The 25460-nt window shown below is 69.0% G+C and carries 24 protein-coding genes and 1 riboswitch; of the genes, 10 read left to right on the forward strand and 14 right to left on the reverse strand.

Going from position 1 to position 25460, the window contains the following annotated elements:
* From HCU73_RS00820 to HCU73_RS00840, 5 genes are all read right to left on the reverse strand, one after another.
* Positions 1 to 531 (reverse strand): rod shape-determining protein MreD, encoded by a 531-nt coding sequence (locus HCU73_RS00820; RefSeq protein ID WP_168621509.1) that lies wholly within the window; start codon positions 529 to 531, stop codon positions 1 to 3.
* A complete protein-coding gene (mreC, locus tag HCU73_RS00825; RefSeq protein WP_168621510.1) occupies positions 528 to 1481 on the reverse strand; it encodes a rod shape-determining protein MreC in 954 nt (317 codons plus the stop codon). Before mreC ends, HCU73_RS00820 begins: the two co-directional genes overlap by 4 nt.
* Positions 1482 to 1524: 43 nt before the next feature.
* Complete coding sequence (locus HCU73_RS00830) at positions 1525 to 2562, reverse strand: rod shape-determining protein (RefSeq protein ID WP_168621511.1); 1038 nt, start codon at positions 2560 to 2562, stop codon at positions 1525 to 1527.
* Between the two features lie 247 nt (positions 2563 to 2809).
* Positions 2810 to 4375, reverse strand: a complete 1566-nt coding sequence (locus HCU73_RS00835) for a 2-isopropylmalate synthase (protein WP_168621512.1) — start codon at positions 4373 to 4375, stop codon at positions 2810 to 2812.
* A gap of 277 nt (positions 4376 to 4652) precedes the next feature.
* Positions 4653 to 5447, reverse strand: coding sequence for a glutathione S-transferase family protein (locus HCU73_RS00840; protein ID WP_168621513.1), 795 nt, complete (start codon positions 5445 to 5447; stop codon positions 4653 to 4655).
* Positions 5448 to 5524: 77 nt separating this feature from the next.
* Between HCU73_RS00840 and HCU73_RS00845 the strand changes: the two genes are divergently transcribed.
* From HCU73_RS00845 to wrbA, 4 genes are all read left to right on the forward strand, one after another.
* The gene (locus tag HCU73_RS00845; protein ID WP_168621514.1) at positions 5525 to 6190 is read left to right on the forward strand and encodes an SDR family NAD(P)-dependent oxidoreductase; all 666 of its coding nucleotides are present in this window, start codon (positions 5525 to 5527) and stop codon (positions 6188 to 6190) included.
* Positions 6187 to 7719 (forward strand): cryptochrome/photolyase family protein, encoded by a 1533-nt coding sequence (locus tag HCU73_RS00850; RefSeq protein WP_168621515.1) that lies wholly within the window; start codon positions 6187 to 6189, stop codon positions 7717 to 7719. Before HCU73_RS00845 ends, HCU73_RS00850 begins: the two co-directional genes overlap by 4 nt.
* Before the next feature lie 107 nt (positions 7720 to 7826).
* A complete protein-coding gene (locus HCU73_RS00855; protein WP_168621516.1) occupies positions 7827 to 8378 on the forward strand; it encodes a 2OG-Fe(II) oxygenase in 552 nt (183 codons plus the stop codon).
* 127 nt (positions 8379 to 8505) lie between these two features.
* Positions 8506 to 9096 carry an NAD(P)H:quinone oxidoreductase gene (gene wrbA / locus HCU73_RS00860; protein WP_168621517.1) on the forward strand — a complete coding sequence of 197 codons (591 nt, stop codon included), beginning with the start codon at positions 8506 to 8508 and terminating at the stop codon, positions 9094 to 9096.
* Between the two features lie 73 nt (positions 9097 to 9169).
* Here wrbA and HCU73_RS00865 read toward each other — a convergent pair whose 3' ends face one another.
* The 3 genes from HCU73_RS00865 to HCU73_RS00875 form a co-directional block, all read right to left on the reverse strand.
* A complete protein-coding gene (locus HCU73_RS00865; protein WP_168621518.1) occupies positions 9170 to 10093 on the reverse strand; it encodes an MBL fold metallo-hydrolase in 924 nt (307 codons plus the stop codon).
* Between the two features lie 127 nt (positions 10094 to 10220).
* Entirely contained in the window at positions 10221 to 11345 is a 1125-nt protein-coding gene (locus HCU73_RS00870) for a sensor histidine kinase (protein ID WP_168621519.1), read from the reverse strand.
* 108 nt (positions 11346 to 11453) lie between these two features.
* Positions 11454 to 11870 (reverse strand): metallopeptidase family protein, encoded by a 417-nt coding sequence (locus HCU73_RS00875; protein ID WP_168621520.1) that lies wholly within the window; start codon positions 11868 to 11870, stop codon positions 11454 to 11456.
* Positions 11871 to 11936: 66 nt separating this feature from the next.
* Here HCU73_RS00875 and gltX point away from each other — a divergent pair, with 66 nt between their 5' ends.
* Complete coding sequence (gene gltX, locus HCU73_RS00880) at positions 11937 to 13262, forward strand: glutamate--tRNA ligase (RefSeq protein ID WP_168621521.1); 1326 nt, start codon at positions 11937 to 11939, stop codon at positions 13260 to 13262.
* A 23-nt stretch (positions 13263 to 13285) separates the two neighbouring features.
* Here gltX and HCU73_RS00885 read toward each other — a convergent pair whose 3' ends face one another.
* Entirely contained in the window at positions 13286 to 13840 is a 555-nt protein-coding gene (locus tag HCU73_RS00885) for a gamma-glutamylcyclotransferase family protein (RefSeq protein ID WP_168621522.1), read from the reverse strand.
* A 75-nt stretch (positions 13841 to 13915) separates the two neighbouring features.
* Positions 13916 to 14009: riboswitch (glycine riboswitch) on the forward strand.
* 142 nt (positions 14010 to 14151) lie between these two features.
* Here HCU73_RS00885 and gcvT point away from each other — a divergent pair.
* The 3 genes from gcvT (at position 14152) to gcvP (ending at position 18615) form a co-directional block, all read left to right on the forward strand.
* Complete coding sequence (gene gcvT, locus HCU73_RS00890) at positions 14152 to 15267, forward strand: glycine cleavage system aminomethyltransferase GcvT (protein WP_168621523.1); 1116 nt, start codon at positions 14152 to 14154, stop codon at positions 15265 to 15267.
* A gap of 22 nt (positions 15268 to 15289) precedes the next feature.
* Positions 15290 to 15652: a glycine cleavage system protein GcvH gene (gene gcvH, locus HCU73_RS00895; RefSeq protein WP_168621524.1), complete on the forward strand. Its 363-nt coding sequence runs from the start codon at positions 15290 to 15292 to the stop codon at positions 15650 to 15652.
* Positions 15653 to 15777: 125 nt separating this feature from the next.
* Positions 15778 to 18615 (forward strand): aminomethyl-transferring glycine dehydrogenase, encoded by a 2838-nt coding sequence (gene gcvP / locus HCU73_RS00900; RefSeq protein ID WP_168621525.1) that lies wholly within the window; start codon positions 15778 to 15780, stop codon positions 18613 to 18615.
* A 117-nt stretch (positions 18616 to 18732) separates the two neighbouring features.
* On the opposite strand, the gene HCU73_RS00905 is transcribed toward gcvP, so the two are convergent.
* Positions 18733 to 19278, reverse strand: a complete 546-nt coding sequence (locus HCU73_RS00905; RefSeq protein ID WP_168621526.1) for a DUF4329 domain-containing protein — start codon at positions 19276 to 19278, stop codon at positions 18733 to 18735.
* A 145-nt stretch (positions 19279 to 19423) separates the two neighbouring features.
* Here HCU73_RS00905 and HCU73_RS00910 point away from each other — a divergent pair, with 145 nt between their 5' ends.
* A complete protein-coding gene (locus HCU73_RS00910) occupies positions 19424 to 19600 on the forward strand; it encodes a hypothetical protein (protein ID WP_168621527.1) in 177 nt (58 codons plus the stop codon).
* Here the strand turns inward: HCU73_RS00910 and HCU73_RS00915 are convergent.
* From HCU73_RS00915 to HCU73_RS00925, 3 genes are all read right to left on the reverse strand, one after another.
* Positions 19585 to 20787 carry a geranylgeranyl reductase family protein gene (locus HCU73_RS00915; protein WP_239025407.1) on the reverse strand — a complete coding sequence of 401 codons (1203 nt, stop codon included), beginning with the start codon at positions 20785 to 20787 and terminating at the stop codon, positions 19585 to 19587. The genes HCU73_RS00910 and HCU73_RS00915 overlap by 16 nt on opposite strands.
* A 30-nt stretch (positions 20788 to 20817) precedes the next feature.
* Positions 20818 to 21258 (reverse strand): thioredoxin TrxC, encoded by a 441-nt coding sequence (gene trxC / locus HCU73_RS00920; RefSeq protein ID WP_168621529.1) that lies wholly within the window; start codon positions 21256 to 21258, stop codon positions 20818 to 20820.
* A 152-nt stretch (positions 21259 to 21410) separates the two neighbouring features.
* A complete protein-coding gene (locus HCU73_RS00925; RefSeq protein WP_168621530.1) occupies positions 21411 to 21617 on the reverse strand; it encodes a cold-shock protein in 207 nt (68 codons plus the stop codon).
* Positions 21618 to 21975: 358 nt separating this feature from the next.
* On the opposite strand from HCU73_RS00925, the gene HCU73_RS00930 reads away from it, so the two are divergent.
* Positions 21976 to 23493: a P-loop ATPase, Sll1717 family gene (locus HCU73_RS00930; protein ID WP_420853572.1), complete on the forward strand. Its 1518-nt coding sequence runs from the start codon at positions 21976 to 21978 to the stop codon at positions 23491 to 23493.
* A 2-nt stretch (positions 23494 to 23495) separates the two neighbouring features.
* Here the strand turns inward: HCU73_RS00930 and ettA are convergent, their stop codons facing one another.
* Positions 23496 to 25151, reverse strand: coding sequence for an energy-dependent translational throttle protein EttA (ettA, locus tag HCU73_RS00935; RefSeq protein WP_168621532.1), 1656 nt, complete (start codon positions 25149 to 25151; stop codon positions 23496 to 23498).
* Between the last annotated feature and the right edge of the window lie 309 nt (positions 25152 to 25460).

Below are 25460 nucleotides of genomic sequence, written 5' to 3' on the forward strand. Positions count from 1 at the left end.
CTACAGCGCCTCGGCTTCGGCGGGGCCGATCTTACGCAGCCCGAACAGGAATTTCGAGACCGCCACGACGGCCGGGTAGATCGCCGCGGTGACGATCCCGTGAGCGAGCGTCAGGCCCAGCGGCGGCAGGTCGACCATCAGCACCCACAGGATCAGCCGGTCGGCCAGGATCATGGTGAACACGGCGCCCGCGAAGGCCGACCATTCCAGCAGGAAGGGGAACTCGGTCATCGTCAGCCGCCGCCGCCGCAGGCTTTCGGAGACCACGATCACCAGCAGCGTCCACAGGCCCGGGGGGCGCTGGAACAGGAAATCGGCCAGCAGGAACACCACGAGGATCGAGCCCAGCGGCACCACGGCCGGCTGGCGCAGGAGCCAGGCCAGCGTCAGCGCCAGCAACAGGTCGGGGCCGGGCACGCCGGTGTCGTCCAGGCTGAGCGGCAGCAGCTTGAAGCCGATCACCAGCACGCAGAGCCCGAGGAACAGCGCGCGGTAGGTCCAGACATGGCGCGGCGAGGTGAGCGCGTTCATTCCTGCGGCTCCCCGCGCGCGAGCCCCGCCGCCTGGTCGGGCCGCGGGACCGGGGCCATGCCCGGCGGCAGCACGAAGCCCTCCGGCGGCGGCCAGGGCGGGCCGATGAGCTGGCCGGGGTCGTCGAGCGAGGCGCCCGGGTGGCTGCGCAGCACCCGCAGGAAGGCCAGCCGCGCCATGTCGGCAGCCAGCCGCGCGCGCAGCATCCGGTCGGTGGTCTCGATCACCTGCCCGACCAGCAGGCCGGGCGGGAACAGGCCGTCGTCGCCCGAGGTGACGATGCGGTCGCCGGCGCTGATGTCCTCGGGGGCCTCGATGAACTGCAGCACCGGCGCCTGGCTGTTGTCGCCCATCAGCAGCGCCTGTTGCCCCGACGGCTGGATCGTGACCGGCACCCGGCTGGCGCTGTCGGTCAGCAGGAGCACCCGCGACGTGCGCTCGCCCACGCCCGAGATGCGGCCCACCACGCCCAGCCCGTCCATGGTGGCCCAGCCGTCGAGGATGCCGTCGCGCGCGCCCACGTTGATCAGGACCGAGCGGCGGAACGGGCTGCCGGCGTCGGCCATCACGATGCCGGTGACGAAGGTCAGCTCGGGGTCGAGCTGCACGCGGTTGAGGTCCAGCAGCCGGGCGTTTTCCTGTTCCAGCTGCAGCGCGGCCTCGCGCCAGGCGCGCATCTGCTGCAGCTCGCGGCGCAGATCCTGGTTCTGTTCGTAGAGGCGCGCGTAGCTCTGGAAATCGTCGAGCATCCGGGCCAGTCCCGTGACCGGCGCCATCGCCCATTCCATGTTCGGCACGACCCGGTCGACGATCGCCGCGCGCATCCGTTCCACCCGCGGGTTGTCGATGCGCCAGACCAGCACGAGCGCCAGCAACGCCAGCACCAGCACCGTCACCAGCAGGCGGCGGACCGGGCGGGCATAGGTCTGGTCATACGGCTCCCGTGCCATCTCGCTTCCTCGGCTCGGCGCGCAGGCGGCGTCCGGGTGTCGGTCAGCTGTCGTAGTCTATCGCATGGCGGAGGAGCTTTTCATACTCCAGCGCCTTGCCGGTGCCGATGGCGACGCAGTTCAGGCTTTCGTCCGCGACCGAGATGGCAAGGCCCGTCTGCTCGCGCAGCGCCACGTCCAGCTCGCCCAAGAGCGCGCCGCCGCCGGTCAGCATCACGCCTCGGTCGACGATGTCGGCGGCGAGGTCGGGCGGCGTTGCCTCGAGCGCGCCCATCACCGCCTCGCAGATCTGCTGCACGGGTTCGGCCAGCGCCTCGGCGACCTGCGCCTGGCTGATCTCGGTCTCCTTCGGCACCCCGTTCAGGAGGTCGCGGCCGCGGATCCGCATCGACGCGCCGCGCCCGTCGTCGGGCATCCGGGCGGTGCCGATGGAGGTCTTGATCCGCTCGGCGGTGGATTCCCCGATCAGCAGGTTATGCTGCCGGCGCAGGTAGGAAATGATGGCCTCGTCCATCCGGTCGCCGCCGACGCGGACCGACCGGGCATAGACGATGTCGGCCAGGCTGAGGACGGCCACCTCGGTCGTGCCGCCGCCGATGTCGACGACCATGGAGCCCGTGGGGTCGGTGATCGGCATTCCGGCCCCGATGGCGGCCGCGATGGGTTCGGCGATCAGGCCGGCCTTGCGGGCGCCCGCGCCCAGCACCGACTGGCGGATCGCGCGTTTCTCGACGGGCGTCGCGCCGTGGGGCACGCAGACGATGATCTTGGGCTTGGTGAAGGTGGTGCGCTTGTGGACCTTGCGGATGAAGTGCTTGATCATCTCCTCGGCCACGTCGAAGTCGGCGATGACCCCGTCGCGCATCGGCCGGATCGCCTGGATCGAGCCCGGCGTGCGGCCCAGCATCAGCTTGGCGTCCTCGCCGAAGGCCAGCGCCTTCTTGACCCCGTCCTTGACCTGGTAGGCCACCACGGACGGTTCGTTCAGGATCACGCCGCGGCCCTTGACGTAGACCAGCGTGTTGGCCGTGCCGAGGTCGATCGCCATGTCCGACGAGAAAAGGTTACCCCAGAACGCCATGATTCGCCCTTCGCCCATAGTCCAAGGGGCGTGCGCCGCGCCTCGATATTGAGACTCGGCCACGCCCCGACGAGTGGTATATAGGCGCTGCCCCCAAGGGGCGTAAAGGCCCAGCCCCGCGCCCGATCAGCGCGATTCCGCCGGGGCCGGGCCTGCGCGCCCGGCCCGGGGGGCGCCGGAAACCTCGCGGGTTCCGGCCGGGAAAACTTGCGGTTTTTTCCCTGCCGGATCCCGCTGGCCCGGGGCCTCAGCCGACGTCCTTGTAGGACACTTCCTTGGCGTCCGAGCCCAGCTTTTCGCGCCGCACGATCAGCCGGTTGAGCGCGTTCACATAGGCCTTGACGCTCGCCACGATGGTGTCGGTGTCGGCCGCCTGCCCGGTGGCGATGCGCCCGCCTTCCTCGATCCGCACCGTGACGGTAGCCTGGGCGTCCATGCCTTCGGTCACCGCGTGCACCTGGTAGAGCTGCAGCACCGCGTCGTTGGGATAGAGCGCCTTGACCGCGTTGAAGGCCGCATCGACCGGCCCGTCGCCCTGCGCCGTCGCCTGGCGGTCGCGGTCGCCGATGCGCAGGGTGATGTCGGCCGACTGCGGCGCCTCGGTGCCGCAGATCACGCGCAGGAACCTGAGTTCCAAGTGATCCTTGCTGCCGGCGGCTGCGGCATCGGTGACGAGCGCGATCAGGTCGTCGTCGAACACCTCCTTCTTGCGGTCGGCCAGCGCCTTGAACCGCACGAAGAGGTCGTTGAGCTGGTTGTCGACCATGTCGAAGCCGAGGTCCTTGAGCTTCGCGCGCAGCGCGGCCCGGCCCGAGTGCTTGCCCAAGGGAAGCGAGGTGCCCGACAGGCCCACGTCCTCGGGGCGCATGATCTCGAAGGTGTCCTTGGATTTCAGCATCCCGTCCTGGTGGATGCCGGACTCGTGCGCAAAGGCGTTCTTGCCCACGATCGCCTTGTTCGGCTGCACCACGAAGCCCGACACGGTCGAGACCCGGCGCGAGATGTGCATGATCTTGGTCGTGTCGATGCCGGTGGTGTAGGGCATGATGTCGTGGCGGACCTTGAGGGCCATCACGACCTCCTCCAGCGCGGTGTTGCCCGCGCGTTCGCCGAGGCCGTTGATCGTGCACTCGATCTGCCGCGCGCCGCCCGCCACGGCCGCCAGCGCGTTGGCCGTCGCCATGCCGAGGTCGTTGTGGCAGTGGGTGGCAAAGACCACGTCGTCGGCGCCCGGCACCTCGGCGATCAGGCGGCGGATCAGGTCGGCGGATTCCACCGGCGCGGTGTAGCCCACGGTGTCGGGGATGTTGATGGTGGTGGCGCCCGCCTTGATGGCGATCTCGACCACGCGCTTGAGGTAGTCCCATTCGGTCCGGGTCGCGTCCATCGGCGACCACTGCACGTTGTCGCAGAGGTTGCGGGCGTGGGTCACGGTCTCGTGGATGCGCTCGGCCATCTCGTCCATGGTCAGGTTCGGGATGGCGCGGTGCATCGGCGAGGTGCCGATGAAGGTGTGGATGCGCGGCGATTTCGCGTGGCGCACGGCCTCCCAGCAGCGGTCGATGTCCTTGAGGTTGGCGCGCGCGAGGCCGCAGATCGTGGCGTTCCGCGTCTGGCGGGCGATTTCCGAGACGGCGGCGAAATCGCCCTCGGAGGCGATGGGAAAGCCGGCCTCGATGATGTCGACGCCCATCTCGTCGAGCAGGCCGGCGATCTCCAGCTTCTCGTCGTGGCTCATGGTGGCGCCGGGCGACTGTTCGCCGTCGCGCAAGGTGGTGTCGAAGATGAGGACGCGGTTCTTGTCGGTGGTCATGGCTCTGTCCTTAGCGGGGTGTCTCCTGGGTGTCTCCGGCGCTGTCCCTCCTCTGAGCGGTCGCGCCGACAGGCACGCTCAGAGGCGGCTAAGGAGCAGCAGGCCAAGCAGGGCGGGGCGCGCCAAGGGCGCGACACGACCTGACGGCGCGGAGGGCGCGGCAAGGGTCGTGGTATGGGCCTGCATGGTCATGGCGCGGAAAATTACCGATCCGGGCGGGTTTGAAAACCCCCTTTCGGGTCAGGGCCGTTGACCGATCCCCGGGGGCGGCGCGGCCCTACACCAGCCCCAGTTCGGCGTCCGAGGCGATGCGGTCGTACTTGTCGCGCGGCGGCATCGGCCGGTCGCGCCAGTGCGGCGAAAAGGCAAAGCTCGAGGTGCTGCGCCCCTCGGCCAGCGCGCCGTTGCCCAGCCCGACCGCGTAGTCGTAGTAGAGCTTGACGATCTCCTCGCGGCTGACCTGTTGCGCGGCGGGATGGGACAGGCAGGCGTCGCGCCAGCGCCGGACGCAGTCGAAGGCGGCGTCCGCGGGCAGGTCGAACCCCTCGTAGTAGTCGAGGAACCAGAACCGCATGAACATCGGCGTGTAGACCAGATCGGCCAGCCCGTAGTCCCTAAACAGGAAGGTGCCGCCGGGATTGTGATGGCGCAGGAAATCGTCGAGCCAGGCGTAGTGGTCCACCAGCGTCTGCCGGAGCGCCGGCGCCTTGTCGCGGTCGCGGTTCATCACCATCAGGTAGCCCGCCATGGTGAAGGCCCCGGCGCGGTCGATCAACAGCCGCTCCACCCCGCGCTCGTAGGGGTCGGCGCGGGCGATCTGCGGGTCGGGAAAGGCCTCCTCGATGTAGCGCAGGATGACGAGGCTTTCCTTCAGCACCCGGCCGCCGCCGAGGTCCATGATCGGCAGGGCGGTCGTGCCCCGGGACAGCGCCAGCAGGGCGGGGTCGCGGGGCCGGGTGATGTCGACCACGCGGAACTCGACGGCGTCGCGCAGGCCCTTCAGCTCCAGCAGGATCTCGACCCGCTGCGAGAACGGGCAGACGGGGATGTGGTGGATGACGGGTTTCGACATGGGCGCCTCCTGTCGCGGCAGTTTGGCGCGCGGGGGCGGATTTGACCAGCGCGCGGTCCGGCATAGCTGCCCCCGTCATGGAAAACGCACTGGTGATCGGGGCCTCGGGCGGCATCGGCCGCGCCCTGGCCGAGGAATGGCGCGCCCGCGGCGCGCAGGTGACGGGGCTGTCGCGGTCGGGCGACGGGCTGGACGTGACCGATGCGGCCAGCGTCGCGCGGGTGATGGGCGGGCTGGAGGGGCCCTATGACGCGGTGTTCGTGTCGGTGGGCATTCTGGCCCCGCCCGGGGTCGCGCCGGAAAAGCAGCTGTCCGCGCTCGACGCCGGGGCGATGGCGCGCGTCTTTGCCGTGAACACCATCGGCGTTGCCCTGGTCCTGTCGCACCTGCCGCGGCTCCTGCCGCGAAAGGGGCGGTCGGTGACGGGTGTCCTGACCGCCAAGGTCGGCTCCATCGGCGACAACCGGCTGGGCGGCTGGTATTCCTACCGCGCGTCGAAGGCGGCGCTGAACCAGATCGTCCATGGCGCCGCCATCGAGATCGGGCGCAGCCACCGCGAGGCGGTGATCGCGGCGCTGCATCCAGGCACGGTCGCCACGGCCTTCACCGAGGGCTACAACCCGGGCTACGGCAAGACGACGCCGCAGGACGCCGCCCGGGCGCTTGCCGACGTGATGGCGGGCCTGACCCCGGCGCAGTCGGGCGGGTTCTACGACTACGCCGGGCAGGAGCTTCCGTGGTGAGCGCGCCGCGCCTGATCCTCGTCCTCGGCGACCAGCTGTCCGAGGGGCTGTCCAGCTTGCGCGAGGGCGACCCGGCGCGCGACGTGGTGGTCATGGCCGAGGTGATGGACGAGGCGTCCTACGTCCCGCACCACCCCAAGAAGGTCGCGTTCCTCTTCGCCGCCATGCGCAAGTTCGCTGCGCGGCTGGAGGCGGAGGGATGGCGCGTGCGCTACACCCGCCTCGACGACCCCGACAACAGCCAGTCGATCCCCGGCGAGCTGATCCGCCGTGCGGCGGAAACGGTCGCGACCGAGGTGCTGGCCACCGAGCCCGGTGAATTTCGCCTGATCGCCGCGCTGGAGGACTGCCCGGTCCCCGTCCACATGTTCCCCGACGACCGGTTCCTGTGTTCCCACGCCGAGTTCGAGGCCTGGGCCGAGGGGCGCAAGGAGCTGCGGATGGAGTGGTTCTACCGCGAGATGCGGCGCCGGACCGGCCTGTTGATGGAGGGCGACCAGCCCGCGGGCGGCAAGTGGAACTACGACCACGACAACCGCAAGCCCGCGCCGGACGAGATCGCCTTCGACGGCCCGCTGCGGTTCGAGCCGGACGCGGCGACGGTGGAGGTGCTGGAGCTGGTCGAGGCCCGCTTTGCCGACAACTTCGGCACGCTGCGCCCGTTCTGGTTCGCGACGACGCGGGACGAGGCGCTGCAGGCGCTGGATCATTTCATCGCCCGGGCCCTGCCCAGGTTCGGCGATTTCCAGGACGCGATGCTGGACGGCAACCGCTTCCTCTACCACTCCGTCCTGTCGATGTACCTGAACGCGGGCCTCCTGACGTGGCAGGAGATCTGCGCGGCGGCCGAGGACGCCTGGAGGGCGGACAAGGCGCCCCTCAACGCGGTCGAGGGCTTCATCCGCCAGATCATCGGTTGGCGCGAATACATGCGCGGCATCTATTTCCGCGAGGGGCCGGACTACGTCCGCCGCAACGCGCTGGGCTATGACCGGCCGCTGCCGTCCTTCTACTGGACCGCCGACACCGACCTGCGCTGCGTGTCCAAGGCCGTCGAACAGACCCGCGACGAGGCCTATGCGCACCACATCCAGCGCCTGATGGTCACGGGCAACTTCGCGCTGCTGGCCGGCATCGACCCGCACGCGGTGCACGAATGGTACCTCGCCGTCTACGCCGACGCCTACGAATGGGTCGAGGCCCCCAACGTCATCGGGATGAGCCAGTTCGCCGACGACGGTGTCGTGGGGTCGAAGCCCTATGTCTCGGGCGGCGCCTACATCCACCGCATGTCCGACCACTGCCGCCACTGCCGCTACGAGATCGGGGAAAAGACGGGCGCAAAGGCCTGCCCGTTCAACTACCTCTACTGGGCCTTCCTGCACCGCCACCGCGAGCGGTTCGGGCGCAACCCGCGCATGGCGCAGATGTACCGGACCTGGGCGCGCATGTCCGACGACAAGCGGCAGGCGACGCTGGACAGCGCCGACGCCTTCCTCGCCCGGCTGGACCGCGGCGCGCGGGTCTGAGCGGGGCCGCACGCGCCCCCTTGACCGGCGCCCGCGGCGGACGCATCTGCGCCTTGGCGACGGGGCCGGGGCAGGCCCGCCCGCGCCCCCTGTCCGGAGACCGACCGATGATCGCCGTTCATTCCGTGAGCGACGCCTTTTCGGGTGCCGACTGCACCCGCCTGCTCGACCTGATCGCCGAGGCGCCGACCCGCGATGCGGGCCTCGTGCGGCAGGCCCGCGACCACAACCTGCGCCGCGCCGACCTCGTCTGGCTGGACGACGTCGAGGGGAGCGCCTGGGTCATGGACCGGATGATCGAGCTGGTCCGCCACGCCAACCGCGAGGTGTTCGATTTCGACATCACCGATTTCGCCGAAAGCGCGCAGGTCGCCCGCTACGGGGCCGAGCGCGAGGGGCATTTCGGCTGGCATTCCGACATCGGCGAGGGGCGGCTGGCCGAGCGGCGCAAGCTGACCATCGTCGTGCAGCTGTCCGAGGCCCACGCCTATGCCGGCGGCGACCTCGAGGTGATGCCGGGGGCGAATGTCGTGGCCGCCGACCGCGCGCGCGGCACGGCGACGCTGTTCCCGTCCTTCGTGCTACACCGGGTCACGCCGGTGACGGCGGGCGAGCGCCATTCCCTGACCGTCTGGTGCCACGGGGCGCCGTTCCGGTGACGCCGGCCCCCGAGGGCCTGTGCATCGCCGAACAGCGCGCTTGCGGCGGCGCGGAGTTGAGCGCCCGCCCGGGCGGCTGCATTTCCCCCGGCATACCGCAACCTGCGACCAGGGAGTTCGCCCCGCCATGTCCGACGTCAAGCTCGCCATCGTGTTCTATTCCACCTACGGCACCAACCACCGCATGGCCGAGATCGCGGCCGATGCCGCCCGCGCCGCCGGCGCCGAGGTCCGCCTGACCCGCGTCGCCGAGACCGCCCCGGCCGATGTCGTCGCCGCGCAGGACGCCTGGAAGGCGCAGGCCGACAAGGTGGCCGGCATCCCCGTCGTGACCCATGACGACATGGAATGGGCCAATGCCTACCTGTTCATCGCGCCGACCCGCTACGGCGTGGTGGCCAGCCAGGTCCGCGCCTTTATCGACACGCTGGGCGGGCTGTGGTTCCAGGGCAAGCTGGCCAACAAGGCCGTCAGCGCGATGACCTCGGCCCAGAACCGCCACGGCGGCGTCGAGGCGACGCTGCTGTCGCTCTACACCACCTTCATGCACTGGGGCGCGATCCTGGTTCCCCCGGGTTACACCGACCAGTCGGTGTTCGAGGCCGGCGGCAACCCCTACGGCACCGTGACCACCGCGGGCGTGGTGGACGACAAGGTCGAGGCCGCCGTGCGGCACCAGACCAAGCGTCTCGTCGAGGTCGCGGCCAAGCTGGCCTGATCGACGCTCAGCCGAATGAAAAGGGCCGCGCCGGTCACCCCGCGCGGCCCTTCCTGTTTCGGCGAGGGCGGGCTCAGCCCATCAGCTGCCCGGCCTCGGGCACCCAGCGGAACTCGGCGCCGTCGCTGCCGGTGTCGACGTAGCCCACGGCGGGGAACGGCATGTGGTAGCCGATCGCCGGGATCCGGTCGGCGGCGATCATGCCCAGCACGCGGCGGCGGCTTTCGGCGGCGGCGGCCTTGTCGGCGTCGAAGCGGACCTCCCAGTCGGGGCGGGCGAGCGACCAGACCGGGTGGTTGGCGAGGTCGGCGAAGATCACCAGCCCCGCGCCCTCGGACTCGAGCCGGTAGACCATGTGGCCCGGCGTGTGGCCGAAGGCGGCCATGCCGGTGATGCCGGTCACCACGTCCTGCCCGTCGCCGAGGAAGGTCATGTTGTCCGCCATCGGGCGCACGCTGGTGTCGAAGCCCTCGTTGCCGGCCGCGGCCCAGTGGTCGAACTCGGCCTGGCCGGTGACGTAGCGGGCATTGGCGAAGGTCGCCGCGCCGTCGGTCATCATCCCGCCGATGTGGTCGCCGTGCATGTGGGTCAGGACCACGATGCTGACCTGGTCGGCGGTGTAACCCGCGCTCTCCAGCGCCGCGACGGTGGCCGCGCCGTTCAGGCCGGTGTCGAACAGCACAAGCTCGCTGCCGGTGTTCACCAGCGTGGGGGTGAAGAAGAACTGCGCGACCTCGGTCGACAGGAAGTTGGCGCGGCTCACCGCGGCGAAGTCCTCGGCCGAGACGTTCATGCCGAAGATCGACTGCGGTTCCTCGCGGGGTGTGGTGCCGGCGAGGATCGTCGTGACCTCGAAGCCGCCGATCATGAAGCGGCGGTGGCGGGCGAAGCTGGCGCCCATCATCGGGGCCTGCGCGGCGGCGGGGCCGGTGAAGGCGGCGGCAAGCGGCAGGGCCGCGCCCGAGGCAAGCAGCGTGCGGCGGGTGAACTCGGTCATCATTCGGAAACCTCCCGTGTGTGGCAATACCGCGTGAGATAGGCGGCCTGCCGCGCCCGACCTTCACGGCTGCGTGACCGGGGCCGGGCCCAGGCGCACAGGGCCTGTGCGCCCCTGCGCGGCGGCGTCAGGCGCGGCGCGCCGCGGGCGCCGCCACCGCCGGCAACAGGGCCCGGCCCGGCAGGCAGAGGCGGAACAGCGCGCCCGGCAGGTCCGGCGCGCCGGGGCCGCGCGCGGTGTCGAAGGAGCCGCCGCGGCTGGCGGCCAGCCGGGTCAGCGCGTCGAGCCCGAAGCCGCGCGACCCGTCGTGCCGGCGCACCGCGTGACTGAGGGCCGCGGGCGCCACGCCCGGCGGCAGGCCCGGCCCGTCATCGGCCACGTAGAGCGTCAGCAGCCCCGCGCGGGGGGCGGGGCAGAGCGCCACCGCGATCTCGGAGCGGGCGTGGCGGGCGGCATTCGCCATCAGGTTCCGCAGCGCCATCTGAAGCACCACGGCATCGGTCGTCACCTCGCCCTCGGGCAGCGCGATGCGCAGGCGGCCCGCGGGGTCGACCATCGCCGCGATGTCCCCCGCCAGCCGGCCGAGATCGACGCGCTCGGGCTGCGGCGGGCTGGTCTCGAGCGCGCGGCCCCGTTCCAGCGTGCCGCCGATCTGGTCGAGCGCGGTGGCCACCGTCCGGGCGCACAGGGCCAGCAGCGGCAGGTTGCCGGCATCGCCCCGCCCCTCGTCCAGCACCAGGTCGAGCAGTTCCGCGACGGTGGACAGGGGCCCGCGCGCATCATGGGCCGCCATGGCGGCGTAGAGCCTGAGGTCCTCGAACCGGCCGGCCATCTCGGCCAGCGCCTCGGCGGCGGCGAATTCGCGGCGCCGGGCCGCCGTGGTCTCGACGGCGACCCCCAGCACCATGCGCCCGGCCAGCTGCGGCGGGCGCGACAGGGTCGTCTGCCACCAGCTGTCGCGGCCGCCGATGGCCAGCGTTTCCTCGTAGGTGACCGAGGCGCCGGTCGCCAGGCAGCGCCGCACGTCGCGCGCCAGCCGCGCCGCCAGCCGGGGCGGCAGGACGGCGGCGATGTCGCGCCCCACGAGGTCGTCGCGCGTGAGCCCGAGCCGGTCGAGCAGCGCGGCATTGGCATGGGCAAAGACCAGCCTGTTCCCCGGCCGCCGTTCCACCAGGTAGATCGGCAGGTCGACCCCGTCGATCCAGGCGGCCATGCAGGACAGCGCGGTGCAGCCGAACGACGGGACGCCCATGACGAACTCTCGATTGTGAAACCCGACCCACCGTGCGCGGCCCGCGCCCCGGTTCCCCGGTGCTAGCCCGCAAGGGTTAACAGAAGGTTTCCGGCCCGCGCGGCCGGCTCACTCCCACCAGGGGTCGATGCGGGCGATGTCGTCGTCGGACCAGCCGAAGTGGTGCGCCAGCTCGTGCACCAGCACATGCGCCACCAGTTCGCCCAGCGTGACGTTGCCCCGGTCGGCCCATTCGTCGAGGATCGGCCGGCGGTAGAGCCAGATCGTGTCGGGGCCCATCGGCTGGTCCATCACCGATTTCTCGGTCAGGGGCACGCCGTCGTAGAGGCCCGTCAGCTCGAAGGGGTCCTCCATCTCCATGTCCGACAGGATCTCGGGCGTGGCGAAGTCCTCGACCCGGACCGCGACCTGCCGGGCGGCGCGGGCCCAGGGCTCGGGGATGGACAGGAGCGCGGCCTCGGCCAGCGCCTCGAACGCGTCGAGGCCGGGGGCGGCGAGGTCGGCGAAATCGGGCGGGCGTCTCATGGCCCCGATATGGACAATTCCGCCCCGATCTGAAAGACCTCCCGCGTGCTGAAAAAGGCCCCTGCCATGACCGTCACCACCCGTTTCGCGCCCTCGCCCACCGGCTACCTGCATGTCGGCAACCTGCGGACCGCGCTGTTCAACCACCTGATCGCGCGCAAGGCGGGCGGGCATTTCGTGCTGCGGCTGGACGACACCGACCCCGAGCGGTCCAAGCAGGCCTATGCCGACGCGATCCAGGAGGACCTGGAGTGGCTGGGCCTGACCTGGGACCGGATGGAGCGGCAGTCGGACCGGCTCGACCGCTATGCCGACGCCGCCGACCGGCTGCGCGCGGCGGGGCGGTTCTACGAGGCGTGGGAGACGCCGACCGAGCTGGACCTCAAGCGCAAGAAGCAGCTGAACATGGGCCTGCCGCCGGTCTACGACCGCGCGGCGCTGAAGCTGTCGGACGAGGACAAGGCGAAGATGCGCGCCGAACGCGGCGCGGGCGTCTGGCGCTTCAAGCTCGACCAGGAGCGGATCGAGTGGGTCGACGGCATCCTCGGCGCGCTGTCGATCGACGCGGCCAGCCTGTCGGACCCGGTGCTGATCCGGGCGGACGGGCAGGTGCTCTACACGCTGGCCTCGGTCGTGGATGACATCGACATGGGCATCACCCACGTGGTGCGCGGCGCGGACCATGTCACCAACACCGCGACGCAGATCCAGATCATGGCGGCGCTGGGGTCGGACCACCCGGCCTTCGCGCATCACTCGCTGCTAACCGGCGCGCAGGGCGAGGCGCTGTCCAAGCGGCTCGGCACGCTGTCCCTGCGCGACCTGCGCGCGGCGGGGGTGGAGCCGATGGCGCTGTTGAGCCTGATGGCGCGGCTGGGGTCGTCGCAGCCGGTGGTGCTGGCGTCCTCGATCGACGAGCTGGCCGAGGGCTTCGACCTGTCGCAGTTCGGCGCGGCGCCGACCAAGTTCGACGTGGACGACCTGTTCCCGCTGACCGCCCGCATCCTGCACGACACGCCCTTTGACACGGTGGCGGCCGAGATCGCCGCCCTGGGCGTGCCCGAGGCGCTGGCGCCGGCGTTCTGGGAAGTGGCGCGGGCCAACATCACCACCAAGGCCGAGTTGCCGGGCTGGTGGGCGCTGTTCCGCGACGGGGCCGAGCCGCTGGTCGACCCCGAGGACCGGGAATTCGTGGCCGAGGCGTTTTCCATGCTGCCCGAGCCGCCCTATGACGGCGAGACCTGGGGCAAATGGACGGCCGCCGTGAAGGACGCCACCGGCCGCAAGGGCAAGGGTCTGTTCATGCCGCTGCGCAAGGCCGTGACCGGGCGCGAGAAGGGCCCCGAGATGGCCGACGTGATGCGGCTGCTGCAGAAGAAACCGGCGTTGTGAGCGGCGCGCCGTGACGGCGCGCCCTACAGGCCGAGGTCCCTGAGCGCAGCGTCGACCATCGCGCGTTCGCGGTCGGTCGTGACCTGCGCGCGGGGGTAGCGGGGCGCGGCGCGGTCGTTCAGGATGCCGGCGTCCCAGCCGCGGGTCGTCTCGAAGAAGCGGGCGACGCCGGCCTCTCCGAATTCCCGCAGGTAGCCCTGCACCACGGTGTCGAGATAGCTGAGCAGGATCGGATGCGCGGCGGACGTGCTGATGTGGTGCGGCTCGACCTTGTAGATCATGATGCTGAGCGCTTCGGGGTGGTCGTGCGTGACCATCGCCAGCGGGTGCCGGGCATAGGCGCGTTCGCGGGCGTCCAGCGCCGCCCAGTCGCCGCCGGGCACCGCGGCGATCAGCCCCTCGATCTCGACCCCCGGCGCCTCGGTCGCCGACAGGTAGGCCACCTGCCGCAGCGAGGTGCCGCGCCACACCCGCGCCCAGCCGCGCACCCGGGCGCGGGAGGCGCGCGGGTAGTCGTGCGTCGCCCGGTTCACCAGGCTGCCGTAGCCGAAGAAATAGGGTGCGCCGTGCAGGTCCATGTCGGGTTTGATGGCCAAAGCGCCGCGGCTGCACAAGGGGCCTTGCGGTGCCCCCCGAGCCTGATATTTTCGGCCGCGTCGATGCAGGGAGACGCTGGCCGGTCACGGTCAGGGCCGAAGGAGCAACCGCCCCGGTAAACTCTCAGGCGCAAGGGACCTGTTTCGGCAAGACAGCTCTGGAGAGTGGTGCAGCGGCACCCGCCGAAGGGATAACGATCTCAGGCGAAAGGACAGAGGGGGCATCGACAGGCGCGGCCGGGGGCCGTGCGCACAAGATGCCGGGCCACAGGCCCAACACGAGACGGGGACACATGGCCGACACCGCCGCCGCCGAGACGCTGACCGAGCTGCCCCTGGCGGGGCTGCATGCCGGGCTTGGCGCGAAATTCGTGCCCTTCGCGGGCTATGCCATGCCGGTGCAGTACGCGGCCGGCGTGATGGCCGAGCATCTGTGGACGCGCGAGAAGGCCGGGCTGTTCGACGTCAGCCACATGGGGCAGGTGCGCCTGCCGAAGGATGCGCTGGCCGCGCTCGAGGGGCTGATCCCGGCCGATCTGTTGGGCCTGCCCGAGGGGCGGCAGCGCTACGGCGTGTTCACGAACGACGCCGGCGGCGTGCTGGACGACCTGATGGTCGCGCACCGGGCGGGCGACGTGTTCGTCGTGGTCAACGCCGCCTGCAAGGTGCAGGACCTCGCGCATTTGCGCGCGCATGTCGCGGGCGTGGAGGAGGTGACGGACCGGGCGCTGCTGGCGCTGCAGGGGCCGCTGGCCGAGGCGGCGCTTGCGGGGCTGGTGCCGGGCGTGGCCGCGATGCGGTTCATGGACGTGGCGGTGCTGGAGTGGGACGGCTGTGACCTCTGGATCTCGCGGTCGGGCTACACCGGCGAGGACGGGTTCGAGATCTCGGTGCCGGTGGAGCGCGCCGAGGCCTTCGCCCGCGCGCTTCTCGCCGACGGGCGCGTGGCGCCCATCGGGCTCGGCGCCCGCGATTCGCTGCGGCTGGAGGCCGGACTGCCGCTTTACGGGCAGGAGATGGACCAGGGCATTTCCCCGGTCGAGGCCGGGCAGGGCTGGTCCATCGGCAAGGCCCGCCGCCCCGGCGGCGCGCGGGCGGGCGGCTTTCCCGGCGCCGGTATCATCCTTGACCAGCTGGAGCGGGGCGCCCCCCGCCGCCGCGTCGGCCTGCGCCCCGAGGGCCGGGCGCCGATGCGCGCGGGCGTCACGCTGCACGCCGATGCCGACGGCCCCGCCATCGGCCACATCACCTCGGGCGGCTTCGGCCCCTCGCTCGGCGCCCCCGTCGCGCTGGGCCTGATCGACGCGGGCGTGCCCGCGGACGCGACCCTGTATGGCGACGTCCGCGGCAAGCGCCTGCCCGCGGCGCAGGTGCCGCTGCCCTTCGTCACCCCCGGTTACAAACGCTGATCCACGTCCCAAGAGGCCCCCGATGAAATACACCGAAGACCATGAATGGCTGAGCCTTGACGGCGACATCGTCACCGTCGGCATCACCGAGTACGCCGCCCAGCAGCTGGGCGACGTCGTGTTCGTGGAACTGCCCGAGGTCGAGACCCAGGTCGCCAAGGGCGACGAGATCGTCGTGATCGAGAGCGTCAAGGCGGCCTCGGACATCGTCGCGCCGATCGAGGGCGAGATCGTCGAGGTGAACGAGGCGCTGGTCGACAACCCCGCGCTGGTGAACGAGGACCCGACCGGCGAGGCGTGGTTCTTCAAGATCAAGATCGAGGACACCGCCGCGCTCGACGATTTCATGGACGAGGACGAGTACAAGGACCACATCGGGGAGTGACCGTCCGAGGGGGCTCTGCCCCCGCCGCGGCCCCGCGGGGCCGCGTCTCCCCCGGAGTATTTTGGAAGCAAAGATGCGGCGGGAGAGGGCCATGCGCCCGCCCGGCCCTTGAGAGGACGACCCCGATGCCCTGGACGCCCACCGCCTACGACCCGACCGATTTCGCCAACCGCCGCCACATCGGCCCCTCGCCCGCCGAGATGGCCGAGATGCTGAAGGTGGTGGGCGCGGCGAGTGTCGACGACCTGATCGACCAGACCCTGCCGACCTCGATCCGGCAGAAGGCCCCGCTTGAGTGGGACCCGATGTCGGAGGCGGAGCTGCTGGCGCACATGCGGGGGATCGCCGCGAAGAACAAGCCGATGGTCCAGATGATCGGGCAGGGCTATTCCGGCACCCACACCCCGCCCGCGATCCAGCGCAACGTGCTGGAGAACCCGGCCTGGTACACGGCCTACACGCCCTACCAGCCGGAGATCGCGCAGGGGCGGCTCGAGGCGCTGCTGAATTTCCAGACCATGGTCGCGGACCTGACGGGGCTGGAGATCTCGAACGCCTCGCTGCTGGACGAGGCGACCGCCTGCGCCGAGGCCATGGTGATGGCCGAGCGCGTGGCGAAGTCGAAGGCGCGGGCCTTCTTCGTGGACGAGAATTGCCACCCGCAGAACATCGCGGTGATGAAGACCCGAGCCGAGCCGCTGGGCATCGAGGTGATCGTGGGCGACCCCGCGACGCTGGAGCCGGGCCGCGTCTTCGGCGCGATCTTCCAGTATCCGGGCACCTATGGGCACCTGTCCGACCCGACCGACCTGATCGCGGCGTTGCACGCGGAGAAGGCGATCGGGATCGTGGCGACCGACCTCCTGGCGCTGACGCTGGTGAAGGACCCCGGGTCCATGGGCGCCGACATCGCGGTGGGCAGCGCGCAGCGCTTCGGCGTGCCGCTGGGCTATGGCGGGCCGCACGCGGCCTTCCTGTCCTGCCATGACGCGCACAAGCGGGCGATGCCGGGCCGGATCGTCGGCGTGTCGGTCGACAGCCACGGCCACAAGGCCTACCGCCTGTCGCTGCAGACCCGCGAGCAGCACATCCGGCGGGAAAAGGCCACCTCGAACGTCTGCACCGCGCAGGCGCTGCTGGCGGTGATGGCGAGCTTCTACGCCGTGTTCCACGGGCCCGAGGGGCTCAAGGCCATCGCGCAGGCGGTGCACCTGAAGGCGGTGCGGCTGGCGGCCTCGCTGGCCAAGGGCGGCTTTGCACCCGAGGCCGACGCCTATTTCGACACCATCACCGTGCCGGTGGGCGACAAGCAGAGCCGGATCATGGCCGCCGCCGTGGCGCGCGGGATCAACCTGCGCGACGTGGGGTCGGACCGGATCGGCATCTCGGTCGACGAGACCACGACCGAGCAACACCTGGAGGACGTGGCGCGCAGCTTCGGCGTGGCGCTCCTGCCCGCCGGCACGGCGCCGGCGATCCCCGAGGCGCTCCTGCGCACGACGCCCTACCTGACGCACCCGATCTTTCACATGAACCGGGCCGAGTCCGAGATGATGCGCTACATGCGCCGGCTGTCGGACCGCGACCTTGCGCTCGACCGGGCGATGATCCCGCTGGGGTCCTGCACCATGAAGCTGAACGCGGCCGTCGAGATGATGCCGGTCACCTGGCCCGAGTTCAATTCGCTGCACCCCTTCGCCCCCGCCGACCAGGCCGAGGGCTATGCCGAGATGATCGCGGAGCTGGCCGCGAAGCTGTGCGAGATCACCGGCTACGACGCCATGTCGATGCAGCCCAATTCCGGCGCGCAGGGGGAATACGCGGGCCTCTTGACCATCGCCGCCTACCACAAGGCGCGCGGCGACCATGACCGGCGCGTCTGCCTGATCCCGGTTTCGGCGCATGGCACCAACCCGGCCTCGGCGCAGATGTGCGGCATGGACGTCGTCGTCGTGAAGGCGGCCGAGAACGGCGACATCGACATCGCCGATTTCCGCGCCAAGGCCGAGGCGGCGGGCGACCGGCTGGCCGCCTGCATGATCACCTACCCCTCGACCCACGGCGTGTTCGAAAAGACCGTGCGCGAGGTCTGCGACATCACCCACGCCCATGGCGGGCAGGTCTACCTCGATGGCGCGAACCTGAACGCGATGGTGGGTCTGTCGCGGCCGGGCGACATCGGGGCGGACGTGAGCCACCTGAACCTGCACAAGACCTTCTGCATCCCGCACGGCGGCGGCGGCCCCGGCATGGGCCCGATCGGGGTCAAGGCGCACCTCGCGCCCTACCTGCCCGGCCACCCCGAGACCGGCGGCACCGAGGGCCCGGTGTCGGGCGCGCCCTACGGGTCGGCCTCGATCCTGCCGATCAGCTACGCCTACGTGAAGCTGATGGGCGGCGAGGGGATCACGCGGGCGACCAAGGTGGCGATCCTGAACGCCAACTACATCGCGCGTCGGCTGGAAGGAGCCTTCCCGGTGCTGTTCAAGGGCAAGAACGGCCGCGTCGCGCATGAGTGCATCCTCGACACGCGCCCCTTCGCCGAGGCGGGGGTCACCGTCGACGACATCGCCAAGCGCCTGATGGACGCGGGCTTCCACGCGCCCACGATGAGCTGGCCGGTGGCGGGCACCCTGATGGTGGAGCCCACCGAATCGGAGACCAAGGCCGAGCTCGACCGCTTCTGCGACGCGATGCTGGCGATCCGCGAGGAGATTCGCGAGGTGGAGGAGGGGCGCATGGCCATCGAGGCGAGCCCGCTGCGCAACGCCCCCCACACGATGGAGGACCTGATCCGCGACTGGGACCGGCCCTACAGCCGCGAACAGGGCTGCTTCCCGCCCGGCGCCTTCCGCGTCGACAAGTACTGGCCCCCGGTCAACCGCGTCGACAACGTCTACGGCGACCGGCACCTGGTCTGCACCTGCCCGCCGCTGGACAGCTACCAGGAAGCCGCCGAGTAGCAGCGACAAGGCCCGCGCTATCACCCGCGCGGGCCTGTCCCATCTTTGCTTTGAAAATACTCCGGGGGGAGTCGCGGAACGCGACGGGGGGCAGCGCCCCCCTTGGGCCCGCCGGGATCAGCGCGTCTGTCCGAACCGGGCGTAAAGCGCATCCAGCGAATAACTTTCGCCCACAGGCCCCTGGCTGCCCTCGACCGAGTTCGGGTCCTCGGGCAGGCAGCCCGGGCCGCAGACCTGCCGCATGAAGCCCGTGCGCCCGTCCACGAACCACAGCCGGCCGCCCGGCGTGCCGACCCAGCCGTTCACGCCCATGCGCATGTCGCCCTCGACGTCCTGGATCGAAGGGACCTCGTTGTCGTACTCCTCCGCCCAGGCGGCATGGGTGTGCCAGGACGACACCACGTCCATCCCGTCGGTCACCGGCAGAGAGGCGCAGGAGGCGTGGCCGCCCCAGCTGACCTTGGTGGAGGAATAGGCGCCGTTGGGGTGGCGCAGGATGTAGCCGCAGACCTCGCGGTTGAACCGCACCGACAGCGCGTTCATCGATTCCATCAGGCCCATCACATAGGCCGTTTCCTGTGCGCTCTGCGCCGGCGCCGGGCCGGGCAGGGCAAGCGCGAGGGCGGCGAGGGCGGCAGCAAGCAGGCGGGTGGGTCGAACCATGGTTGAACTCCGGTCGCGGGGACGTGATCGGATGATAGGGAGTTTTTCCGCTCAATCTAGCGAAACCCGGCGTGGTGCACTGGACCGACCGGCGCGGGCGCTTATGTTGCGGAACTGCGCGCGCGTAGGAGAGGAGAATACCCAGATGTCCCGCATGGAAGTCTTCGATGTGACGACCTCGGCCCTGACCGAGGTCAGCGCCGATTTCGCCCAGGACCCGGATATCCAGCTCTGGCTCAAGATGGGGCGCGCGGCGTTCTTCTTCTGCCTCTGGACCTCGATGGTGATTCCCGTCGCGCTGATCTACTACGCGCGGTTCTGAGCGGGGCCGGGCGCCCCGCCCCGCCAACTGCGCCAGATCGCCCGCGGCAGCCGCCACGCCACCAGCGCCAGCAGCGTCGGGTAGCCAATCTCGCCCGCCAGCATCCGCATATAGGCCTGCTTGACCCGCGATGAGCCCGCGAAGCGGCGGGCGAAGAGCGGCGCCATCGTCTCCGAGAACACGATCGGGCGCAGCACCCGCGCGATCGCCAGAGACAGCCGGATCTCGGCCGTCGCGGCGCGGTAAAGGCCCGCCGCCTCCTCGGCCCGCCCCTCGCGGATCGCGCGCGCCGCCGCCTCGGCCGCCAGCCGCCCCGACCCCAGCGCATGGGCGATCCCCTCGCCGGTGATCGGGTCGACGAAACCCGCCGCATCGCCGGCCAGCAGAACGTTGCCCCGCCCGGGCCGCCGTCGGTAATCGCCGAAGGGCAGGAAATGCCCCTTCATCCCCTCGGCGTCGCCCTGGTCCAGCCGCTCGGCATAGGCCCGCATCCGCGCCTTCATGTCGGGATTGCGCGCCTGCAGCCCGCCGACCCCCACGGTGGTCGAGCCGGGCTTGGGAAAGCTCCAGCCATAGCCCCAGTCGGCGACCCCGAAATCCACCCGCACGGTCGCCAGCGTCTCGGGGTCGCTGACCGGCGGCATCTCCTTTTCCAGCGCGAAACCGATCGTCGCGGGGTCGAAGGGCCGGCCGAACAGCGCCCGCGCCACCGCCGAGGTCACCCCGTCGGCCCCGACCAGCACCCGGTAGGCGACGGCCGTGCCATCCTCCAGCACCAGCCGGCTGGCGGCGAGGTCGATTTGCACCACCCGCGTGCCGGTGCGCAGCGTCGCGCCCGCCTCCCCGGCCAACGCCAGCAGATGCGCATCGAGCGGGCGGCGCATGGTCAGGTACATGGGCGGCACGTCGTCCATGCGCCCCATCGGCGTGGGCCCGAGGTGGAAGGCGATGGCGCGGCGTTCCGAGAACAGGGCGGGGTCGAGGTCGCGGCCGAAGATCCGGCGGTATTCGTCCCGCGCCCGCCCCGTGAACAGCCCCCCGCAGAGCTTGTCGCGGGGAAAGCGCGCCTTGTCGATCAGGAGCGTCCTGAGCCCCGCCCGCGCCGCGGTGGCGGCCGCCGCCGCGCCCGCGGGCCCGCCGCCGAGGATCACGATGTCATGGGTCTCCGCCGCCATGGCGCGGAGCATAGGGGCATTTCCGGCGACGGAAAGGGCCGCTCAGGCCCGGGCGCGGGCGTGGCTGCGCACGAAGGCCTCGATCTCGGCGGCCGGCCGCGCGCCGGTCAGCCGCGCCACCTCCTGCCCGTTGCGGAACAGGATCAGGAGCGGGATGCCCCGGATGCCGTAGCGCTGGGACGCGTCGCCGTGGACCTGGGTGTTCACCTTGGCCAGCCGGGCGTGGGGCGCGAGCGCGCGGGCGGCCTTTTCGAACTCGGGCGCCATCGCGCGGCAGGGGCCGCACCAGGGCGCCCAGAAATCCACCAGAAGGGGCAGGGTGTCCTTGGTCTCGGCCTTGCGCAGCGTGGCGGTGTCGAGGTCGTGGACCTTGGGCTCCACCAGCCGGGCGCCGCAGGTGCCGCATTTGGGGTGCGCGGTCAGCCGCTCCTCGGGGACGCGGTTCACGGTGCCGCAGGTCAGGCAGGTGAGGTGATGGGACATGGGGCAGGCCGGGTGGTTGTGATTTATCCTGTCAACGATCTGGGGGCATCGGCGGCGCCGTGCAAGCCTCCCGGATGCAGAAAAGGCGCGCAGGGCTGCGCGCCTTTCCGGGTCTTTCGGGTCCGCGCCGGGGATCCGGCGCAGGGGCCGGCTCAGGCCAGCGCGAGGTTGATCGCCGATTCGCGGCCGTCACGGCCGGATTCGACGTCGAAGGTGACCTTCTGGTCGTCCTTCAGAGTGGACAGGCCCGAGCGCTCCAGCGCCGAGATGTGGACGAACACGTCCTTGCCGCCGGTGGCGGGTGCGATGAAGCCGAAGCCTTTGGTGGCGTTGAACCATTTCACGGTGCCATTGGCCATCGTGATGTCTCCTACTTGGGTGCCGCCCACAGAATGCGGCGGCCTGGCGTGGTCGGTCTGGATCGAGGGACTGACAGCCGTATGAGGGAGACAGTGGTCGAAAGAGAATAACGTTCGCAGGGGGTACATGGGGGTTGGGGCGGCAGATAGCAAGGAGAAAGTAAAAAACCATGGTCAATTCGTACAATTCAGCACGGTGGCGCCTCAAGTGGTGTCGCGCTCACCCTTGGGTGGGCGTCAGGGGCCGGGTCGCCACACTGCGCATGGGGCGCGGTGTTCGCTGTTGACGCAAGAACCGTTGACGCGAATCGATGCCTGCTGCCTAATATTGTGTCAAATTGGAATCGGAGTGGCTGAAATGAAGATTAGAGATTTTGATTTCGGCGCGGAGGACGCTCGAAATCTTAGCCTCCTTTCTGAAGAAGAAAAACAACTGTTTCTGGAGAGCTTCGTTATTCCAGAGGCGTTTGATATTGAGCGTTTCTTCGATGGTCGAAAGTACTTTGTGTATGGAGGAAAGGGGTCAGGAAAAACTGCACTTCTCCAGTATATTCGAATACTATGTGAGAGAGACCTCGAAGCGTTTACTCATTTTTACTATTTCCAAAGTACGTTCTCTGATAAGCAGCTGGCCCGATTTAGGAAGACTCTCGCAGGCAGGCCCAACGAAGAGATAGTCAATGATAGCGTTTTTTCGGCAGATGAAGATGCAAGAGTTTTTTGGCGGTTGTTCCTACTGACTCAGATCTCACGCCTTCTTCGCAGGCGGAACATGACTGGGAGGCATGCAGAGACTTTCTTTAAATCTATTGAGGCGGCGCGTCTGATCTCTCAGTCTGAGCAGAACCGCAAGAGATATCCATCATTAGAGACTTTTCAATTGGAGCTCTCTAAGAACCCCAGCTTAACTCTACAGGGATCTTTTGCTGAGGCGGGCCCTAGTGACTTGGAGACCTACATTGAAATAGCAGAAGATGCACTTGAAGAGGTTTACTTGGCAAACTCGCCAATATTCGTCTTTATTGACGAAATGGAAATCTACAAGAGGGGCGATGATGGTGATCGAATCCAGGTTGCGGCGATATCCTCTTTAATTAGGGCAATAAGAGATTTTTCTGAACGATTTGAGGCTGGCGACATTCGAATTGTCGCAGCTATCCGGCGTGAAATTGTTGATGAAGTTGCTGAGGTTAAGTATGAGGTGCATCGAATTGTTCGCGATAGAGGTGTTGAGCTAGATTGGCCAAAATCTGTGAAGAGCGGGACCCATCCGCTTGAGCGGACCATCTTAAACAGGATGGCTGTTCAAGACCCCACTATTGACACGTCAGCCGGAATTACCACTAATGAAATCAATATTGTCAAAGCGCGATATTTTCAGCAGGGCTACCCGACGAACTTAATTGACAAGACTTGGTACCGCCCGCGCGACATGGCACTTCTTTTTGAGCTTGCGCAGAATTTTGATGGCTCCATGAACTTTTTTCGGAGAAAGACCCTCACAGAGAACGTGTTGCCAGACTTGGGAACAAGGCTTTGGCAGGACGCAAAGTCAGGGCTAGGCGTAAAGTTCGATCCAATTGCTCTTTCCGGTATCGACAAGCTTCTGCGTGGCGGGCGGCGAAACTATACGCGACCCCAGTGGTTGCAGAGGATAGCGCTTCTTCGCGACCAGGACGATTATGTAGCAACGCTAGAGGATTCCGGGTGGGATAACGTCCTACAGAGCCTATATCGAGTTGGGGTGATATTTTACTCTGCCACAGAAACGGGCTACAAGAATTTCTATTTTCGCGGAGATCCGATGCCAACGTTTACAAGTGATTTCAACATCGGTGTTCATCGGACGCTTTGGAACGAGTTGGCTTTGCATTAACATCACCGCGCGAACTTCTTGTACTTCAGCCGCTTCGGCTCGACCGCATCCGGGCCCAGCCGGCGCTTCTTGTCTTCCTCGTAGTCGGCGAAGTTGCCCTCGAACCACTCCACATGCGCCTCGCCCTCGAAGGCGAGGATGTGGGTGCAGAGCCGGTCGAGGAAAAACCGGTCGTGCGAGATGATCACCGCGCAGCCCGCGAAATCCTCCAGCGCGTCCTCCAGCGCCCGCAGCGTCTCGACGTCGAGGTCGTTGGTCGGCTCGTCGAGCAGCAGCACGTTGCCCCCCGACTTCAGCAGCTTGGCCATGTGCACCCGGTTGCGCTCGCCCCCGGACAGGAGACCCACCTTCTTCTGCTGGTCGCCGCCCTTGAAGTTGAACGCCCCGCAATAGGCGCGGGAATTCATCGACGCGTCGCCGAGCTCGATGATCTCGGCCCCGCCCGAGATCTCCTCCCAGACCGTCTTGGACGGGTCGAGCGCGTCGCGGGACTGGTCGACGTAGGACAGCTTGACCGTGTCGCCGAATTCGACCGCGCCGCCATCGGGCTGTTCCTGCCCGGTCAGGATGCGGAACAGCGTCGACTTGCCGGCGCCGTTCGGTCCGATCACGCCCACGATGCCGCCGGGCGGCAGGGAGAAGGACAGGTCCTCGATCAGCAGCTTGTCGCCATAGCCCTTCTGCAGCCCGTTCACCTCGATCACGCGCGAGCCGAGCCGCGGGCCGTTCGGAATGACGATCTGCGCGCGGGAAATCTTCTCGCGCTCGGACTGGCTGGCCAGCTCCTCGTAGGCGTTGATCCGGGCCTTCTGCTTGGCCTGCCGCGCCTTGGCGCCGGCGCGGATCCAGGTGAGTTCGCGCTCGAGCGTCTTCTGGCGCGACTTGTCCTCGCGGGCCTCCTGTTCCAGCCGCTTGGCCTTCTGCTCCAGCCAGCTGGAATAGTTGCCCTCGTACGGGATGCCCCGGCCGCGGTCGAGTTCCAGGATCCAGCCGGTGATGTCGTCGAGGAAATACCGGTCGTGGGTCACGATCAGGATCGTGCCCTTGTACTCGATCAGGTGCTGCTGCAGCCAGGCGATGGTCTCGGCGTCGAGGTGGTTGGTCGGTTCGTCCAGCAGCAGCATCTCGGGCGCCTCGAGCAGCAGCTTGCACAGCGCCACGCGCCGCCGCTCGCCGCCCGAGAGGGTCGCCACCGGCGCGTCGTCGGGCGGGCAGCGGAGCGCCTCCATCGCCACGTCGACCTGTGAATCGAGGTCCCACAGGTTGTTCGAATCGATCTCGTCCTGCAGCGCCGCCATCTCGTCGGCGGTCTCGTCCGAGTAGTTCATCGCCAGCTCGTTGAAGCGGTCGAGCTTGGCCTTCTTGGCCGCGACGCCCAGCATGACGTTCTCGCGCACGCTCAGGCCTTCATCCAGCTGCGGCTCCTGCGGGAGGTAGCCCACGCGGGCGCCCTGCGCGGCCCAGGCCTCGCCGGTGAAATCCTTGTCGATGCCCGCCATGATCCGCATCAGCGTCGACTTGCCCGCGCCGTTCACGCCGACGACGCCGATCTTCACGCCGGGCAGGAAGTTGAGGCGGATGTTCTCGAAGCACTTCTTGCCGCCGGGATAGGTCTTGGAGACGCCATCCATGTGGTAGACATACTGGTAGGAGGCCATTGGCTGCGGTCCGTTCGTTCATCGGGTCAGGTTGGCCCCGTATGTATCCATGCGCGCGCGGATCGGCAATCGCGGGGGCCGCGGAATCGGGGCCTTGCCGAAAAGCCACAGCCGCCGCGGCGTTTCCCGGGGAGGCGTGACAGGCGGCCCGGGGCCGGTGTATCGCCGGCCGGCCCGCAGAGCGGGCGTTTCGCAACCCCGGGATGTTCGACATGTCGCAGTCCTATCTCTGCCAGATTGCCCGTCCGGGCATGAACCTGCGCTAGGCGCGGCACCGGGATAGTCTCGACATCTCGAAGGCCGCCACGA

The organism is Roseicyclus persicicus (assembly GCF_012395815.1).
Lineage (GTDB): Bacteria > Pseudomonadota > Alphaproteobacteria > Rhodobacterales > Rhodobacteraceae > Roseicyclus > Roseicyclus persicicus.

What these genes read in the sequence shown, in the direction of transcription:
- gcvP (WP_168621525.1), top strand. Translation starts at nt 15,778, where the DNA reads ATGCCCTGGACGCCCACCGCCTACGACCCGACCGATTTCGCCAACCGC.
- HCU73_RS00925 (WP_168621530.1), bottom strand. Translation starts at nt 21,617, where the DNA reads ATGGCCAATGGCACCGTGAAATGGTTCAACGCCACCAAAGGCTTCGGC.
- HCU73_RS00845 (WP_168621514.1), top strand. Translation starts at nt 5,525, where the DNA reads ATGGAAAACGCACTGGTGATCGGGGCCTCGGGCGGCATCGGCCGCGCC.
- HCU73_RS00870 (WP_168621519.1), bottom strand. Translation starts at nt 11,345, where the DNA reads ATGGGCGTCCCGTCGTTCGGCTGCACCGCGCTGTCCTGCATGGCCGCC.
- gltX (WP_168621521.1), top strand. Translation starts at nt 11,937, where the DNA reads ATGACCGTCACCACCCGTTTCGCGCCCTCGCCCACCGGCTACCTGCAT.
- ettA (WP_168621532.1), bottom strand. Translation starts at nt 25,151, where the DNA reads ATGGCCTCCTACCAGTATGTCTACCACATGGATGGCGTCTCCAAGACC.
- wrbA (WP_168621517.1), top strand. Translation starts at nt 8,506, where the DNA reads ATGTCCGACGTCAAGCTCGCCATCGTGTTCTATTCCACCTACGGCACC.
- HCU73_RS00910 (WP_168621527.1), top strand. Translation starts at nt 19,424, where the DNA reads ATGTCCCGCATGGAAGTCTTCGATGTGACGACCTCGGCCCTGACCGAG.
- HCU73_RS00915 (WP_239025407.1), bottom strand. Translation starts at nt 20,787, where the DNA reads ATGCTCCGCGCCATGGCGGCGGAGACCCATGACATCGTGATCCTCGGC.
- HCU73_RS00855 (WP_168621516.1), top strand. Translation starts at nt 7,827, where the DNA reads ATGATCGCCGTTCATTCCGTGAGCGACGCCTTTTCGGGTGCCGACTGC.
- HCU73_RS00835 (WP_168621512.1), bottom strand. Translation starts at nt 4,375, where the DNA reads ATGACCACCGACAAGAACCGCGTCCTCATCTTCGACACCACCTTGCGC.
- HCU73_RS00885 (WP_168621522.1), bottom strand. Translation starts at nt 13,840, where the DNA reads ATGGACCTGCACGGCGCACCCTATTTCTTCGGCTACGGCAGCCTGGTG.
- gcvH (WP_168621524.1), top strand. Translation starts at nt 15,290, where the DNA reads ATGAAATACACCGAAGACCATGAATGGCTGAGCCTTGACGGCGACATC.
- HCU73_RS00930 (WP_420853572.1), top strand. Translation starts at nt 21,976, where the DNA reads ATGAAGATTAGAGATTTTGATTTCGGCGCGGAGGACGCTCGAAATCTT.
- trxC (WP_168621529.1), bottom strand. Translation starts at nt 21,258, where the DNA reads ATGTCCCATCACCTCACCTGCCTGACCTGCGGCACCGTGAACCGCGTC.
- gcvT (WP_168621523.1), top strand. Translation starts at nt 14,152, where the DNA reads ATGGCCGACACCGCCGCCGCCGAGACGCTGACCGAGCTGCCCCTGGCG.
- HCU73_RS00830 (WP_168621511.1), bottom strand. Translation starts at nt 2,562, where the DNA reads ATGGCGTTCTGGGGTAACCTTTTCTCGTCGGACATGGCGATCGACCTC.
- HCU73_RS00840 (WP_168621513.1), bottom strand. Translation starts at nt 5,447, where the DNA reads ATGTCGAAACCCGTCATCCACCACATCCCCGTCTGCCCGTTCTCGCAG.
- HCU73_RS00865 (WP_168621518.1), bottom strand. Translation starts at nt 10,093, where the DNA reads ATGACCGAGTTCACCCGCCGCACGCTGCTTGCCTCGGGCGCGGCCCTG.
- HCU73_RS00905 (WP_168621526.1), bottom strand. Translation starts at nt 19,278, where the DNA reads ATGGTTCGACCCACCCGCCTGCTTGCTGCCGCCCTCGCCGCCCTCGCG.
- mreC (WP_168621510.1), bottom strand. Translation starts at nt 1,481, where the DNA reads ATGGCACGGGAGCCGTATGACCAGACCTATGCCCGCCCGGTCCGCCGC.
- HCU73_RS00875 (WP_168621520.1), bottom strand. Translation starts at nt 11,870, where the DNA reads ATGAGACGCCCGCCCGATTTCGCCGACCTCGCCGCCCCCGGCCTCGAC.
- HCU73_RS00820 (WP_168621509.1), bottom strand. Translation starts at nt 531, where the DNA reads ATGAACGCGCTCACCTCGCCGCGCCATGTCTGGACCTACCGCGCGCTG.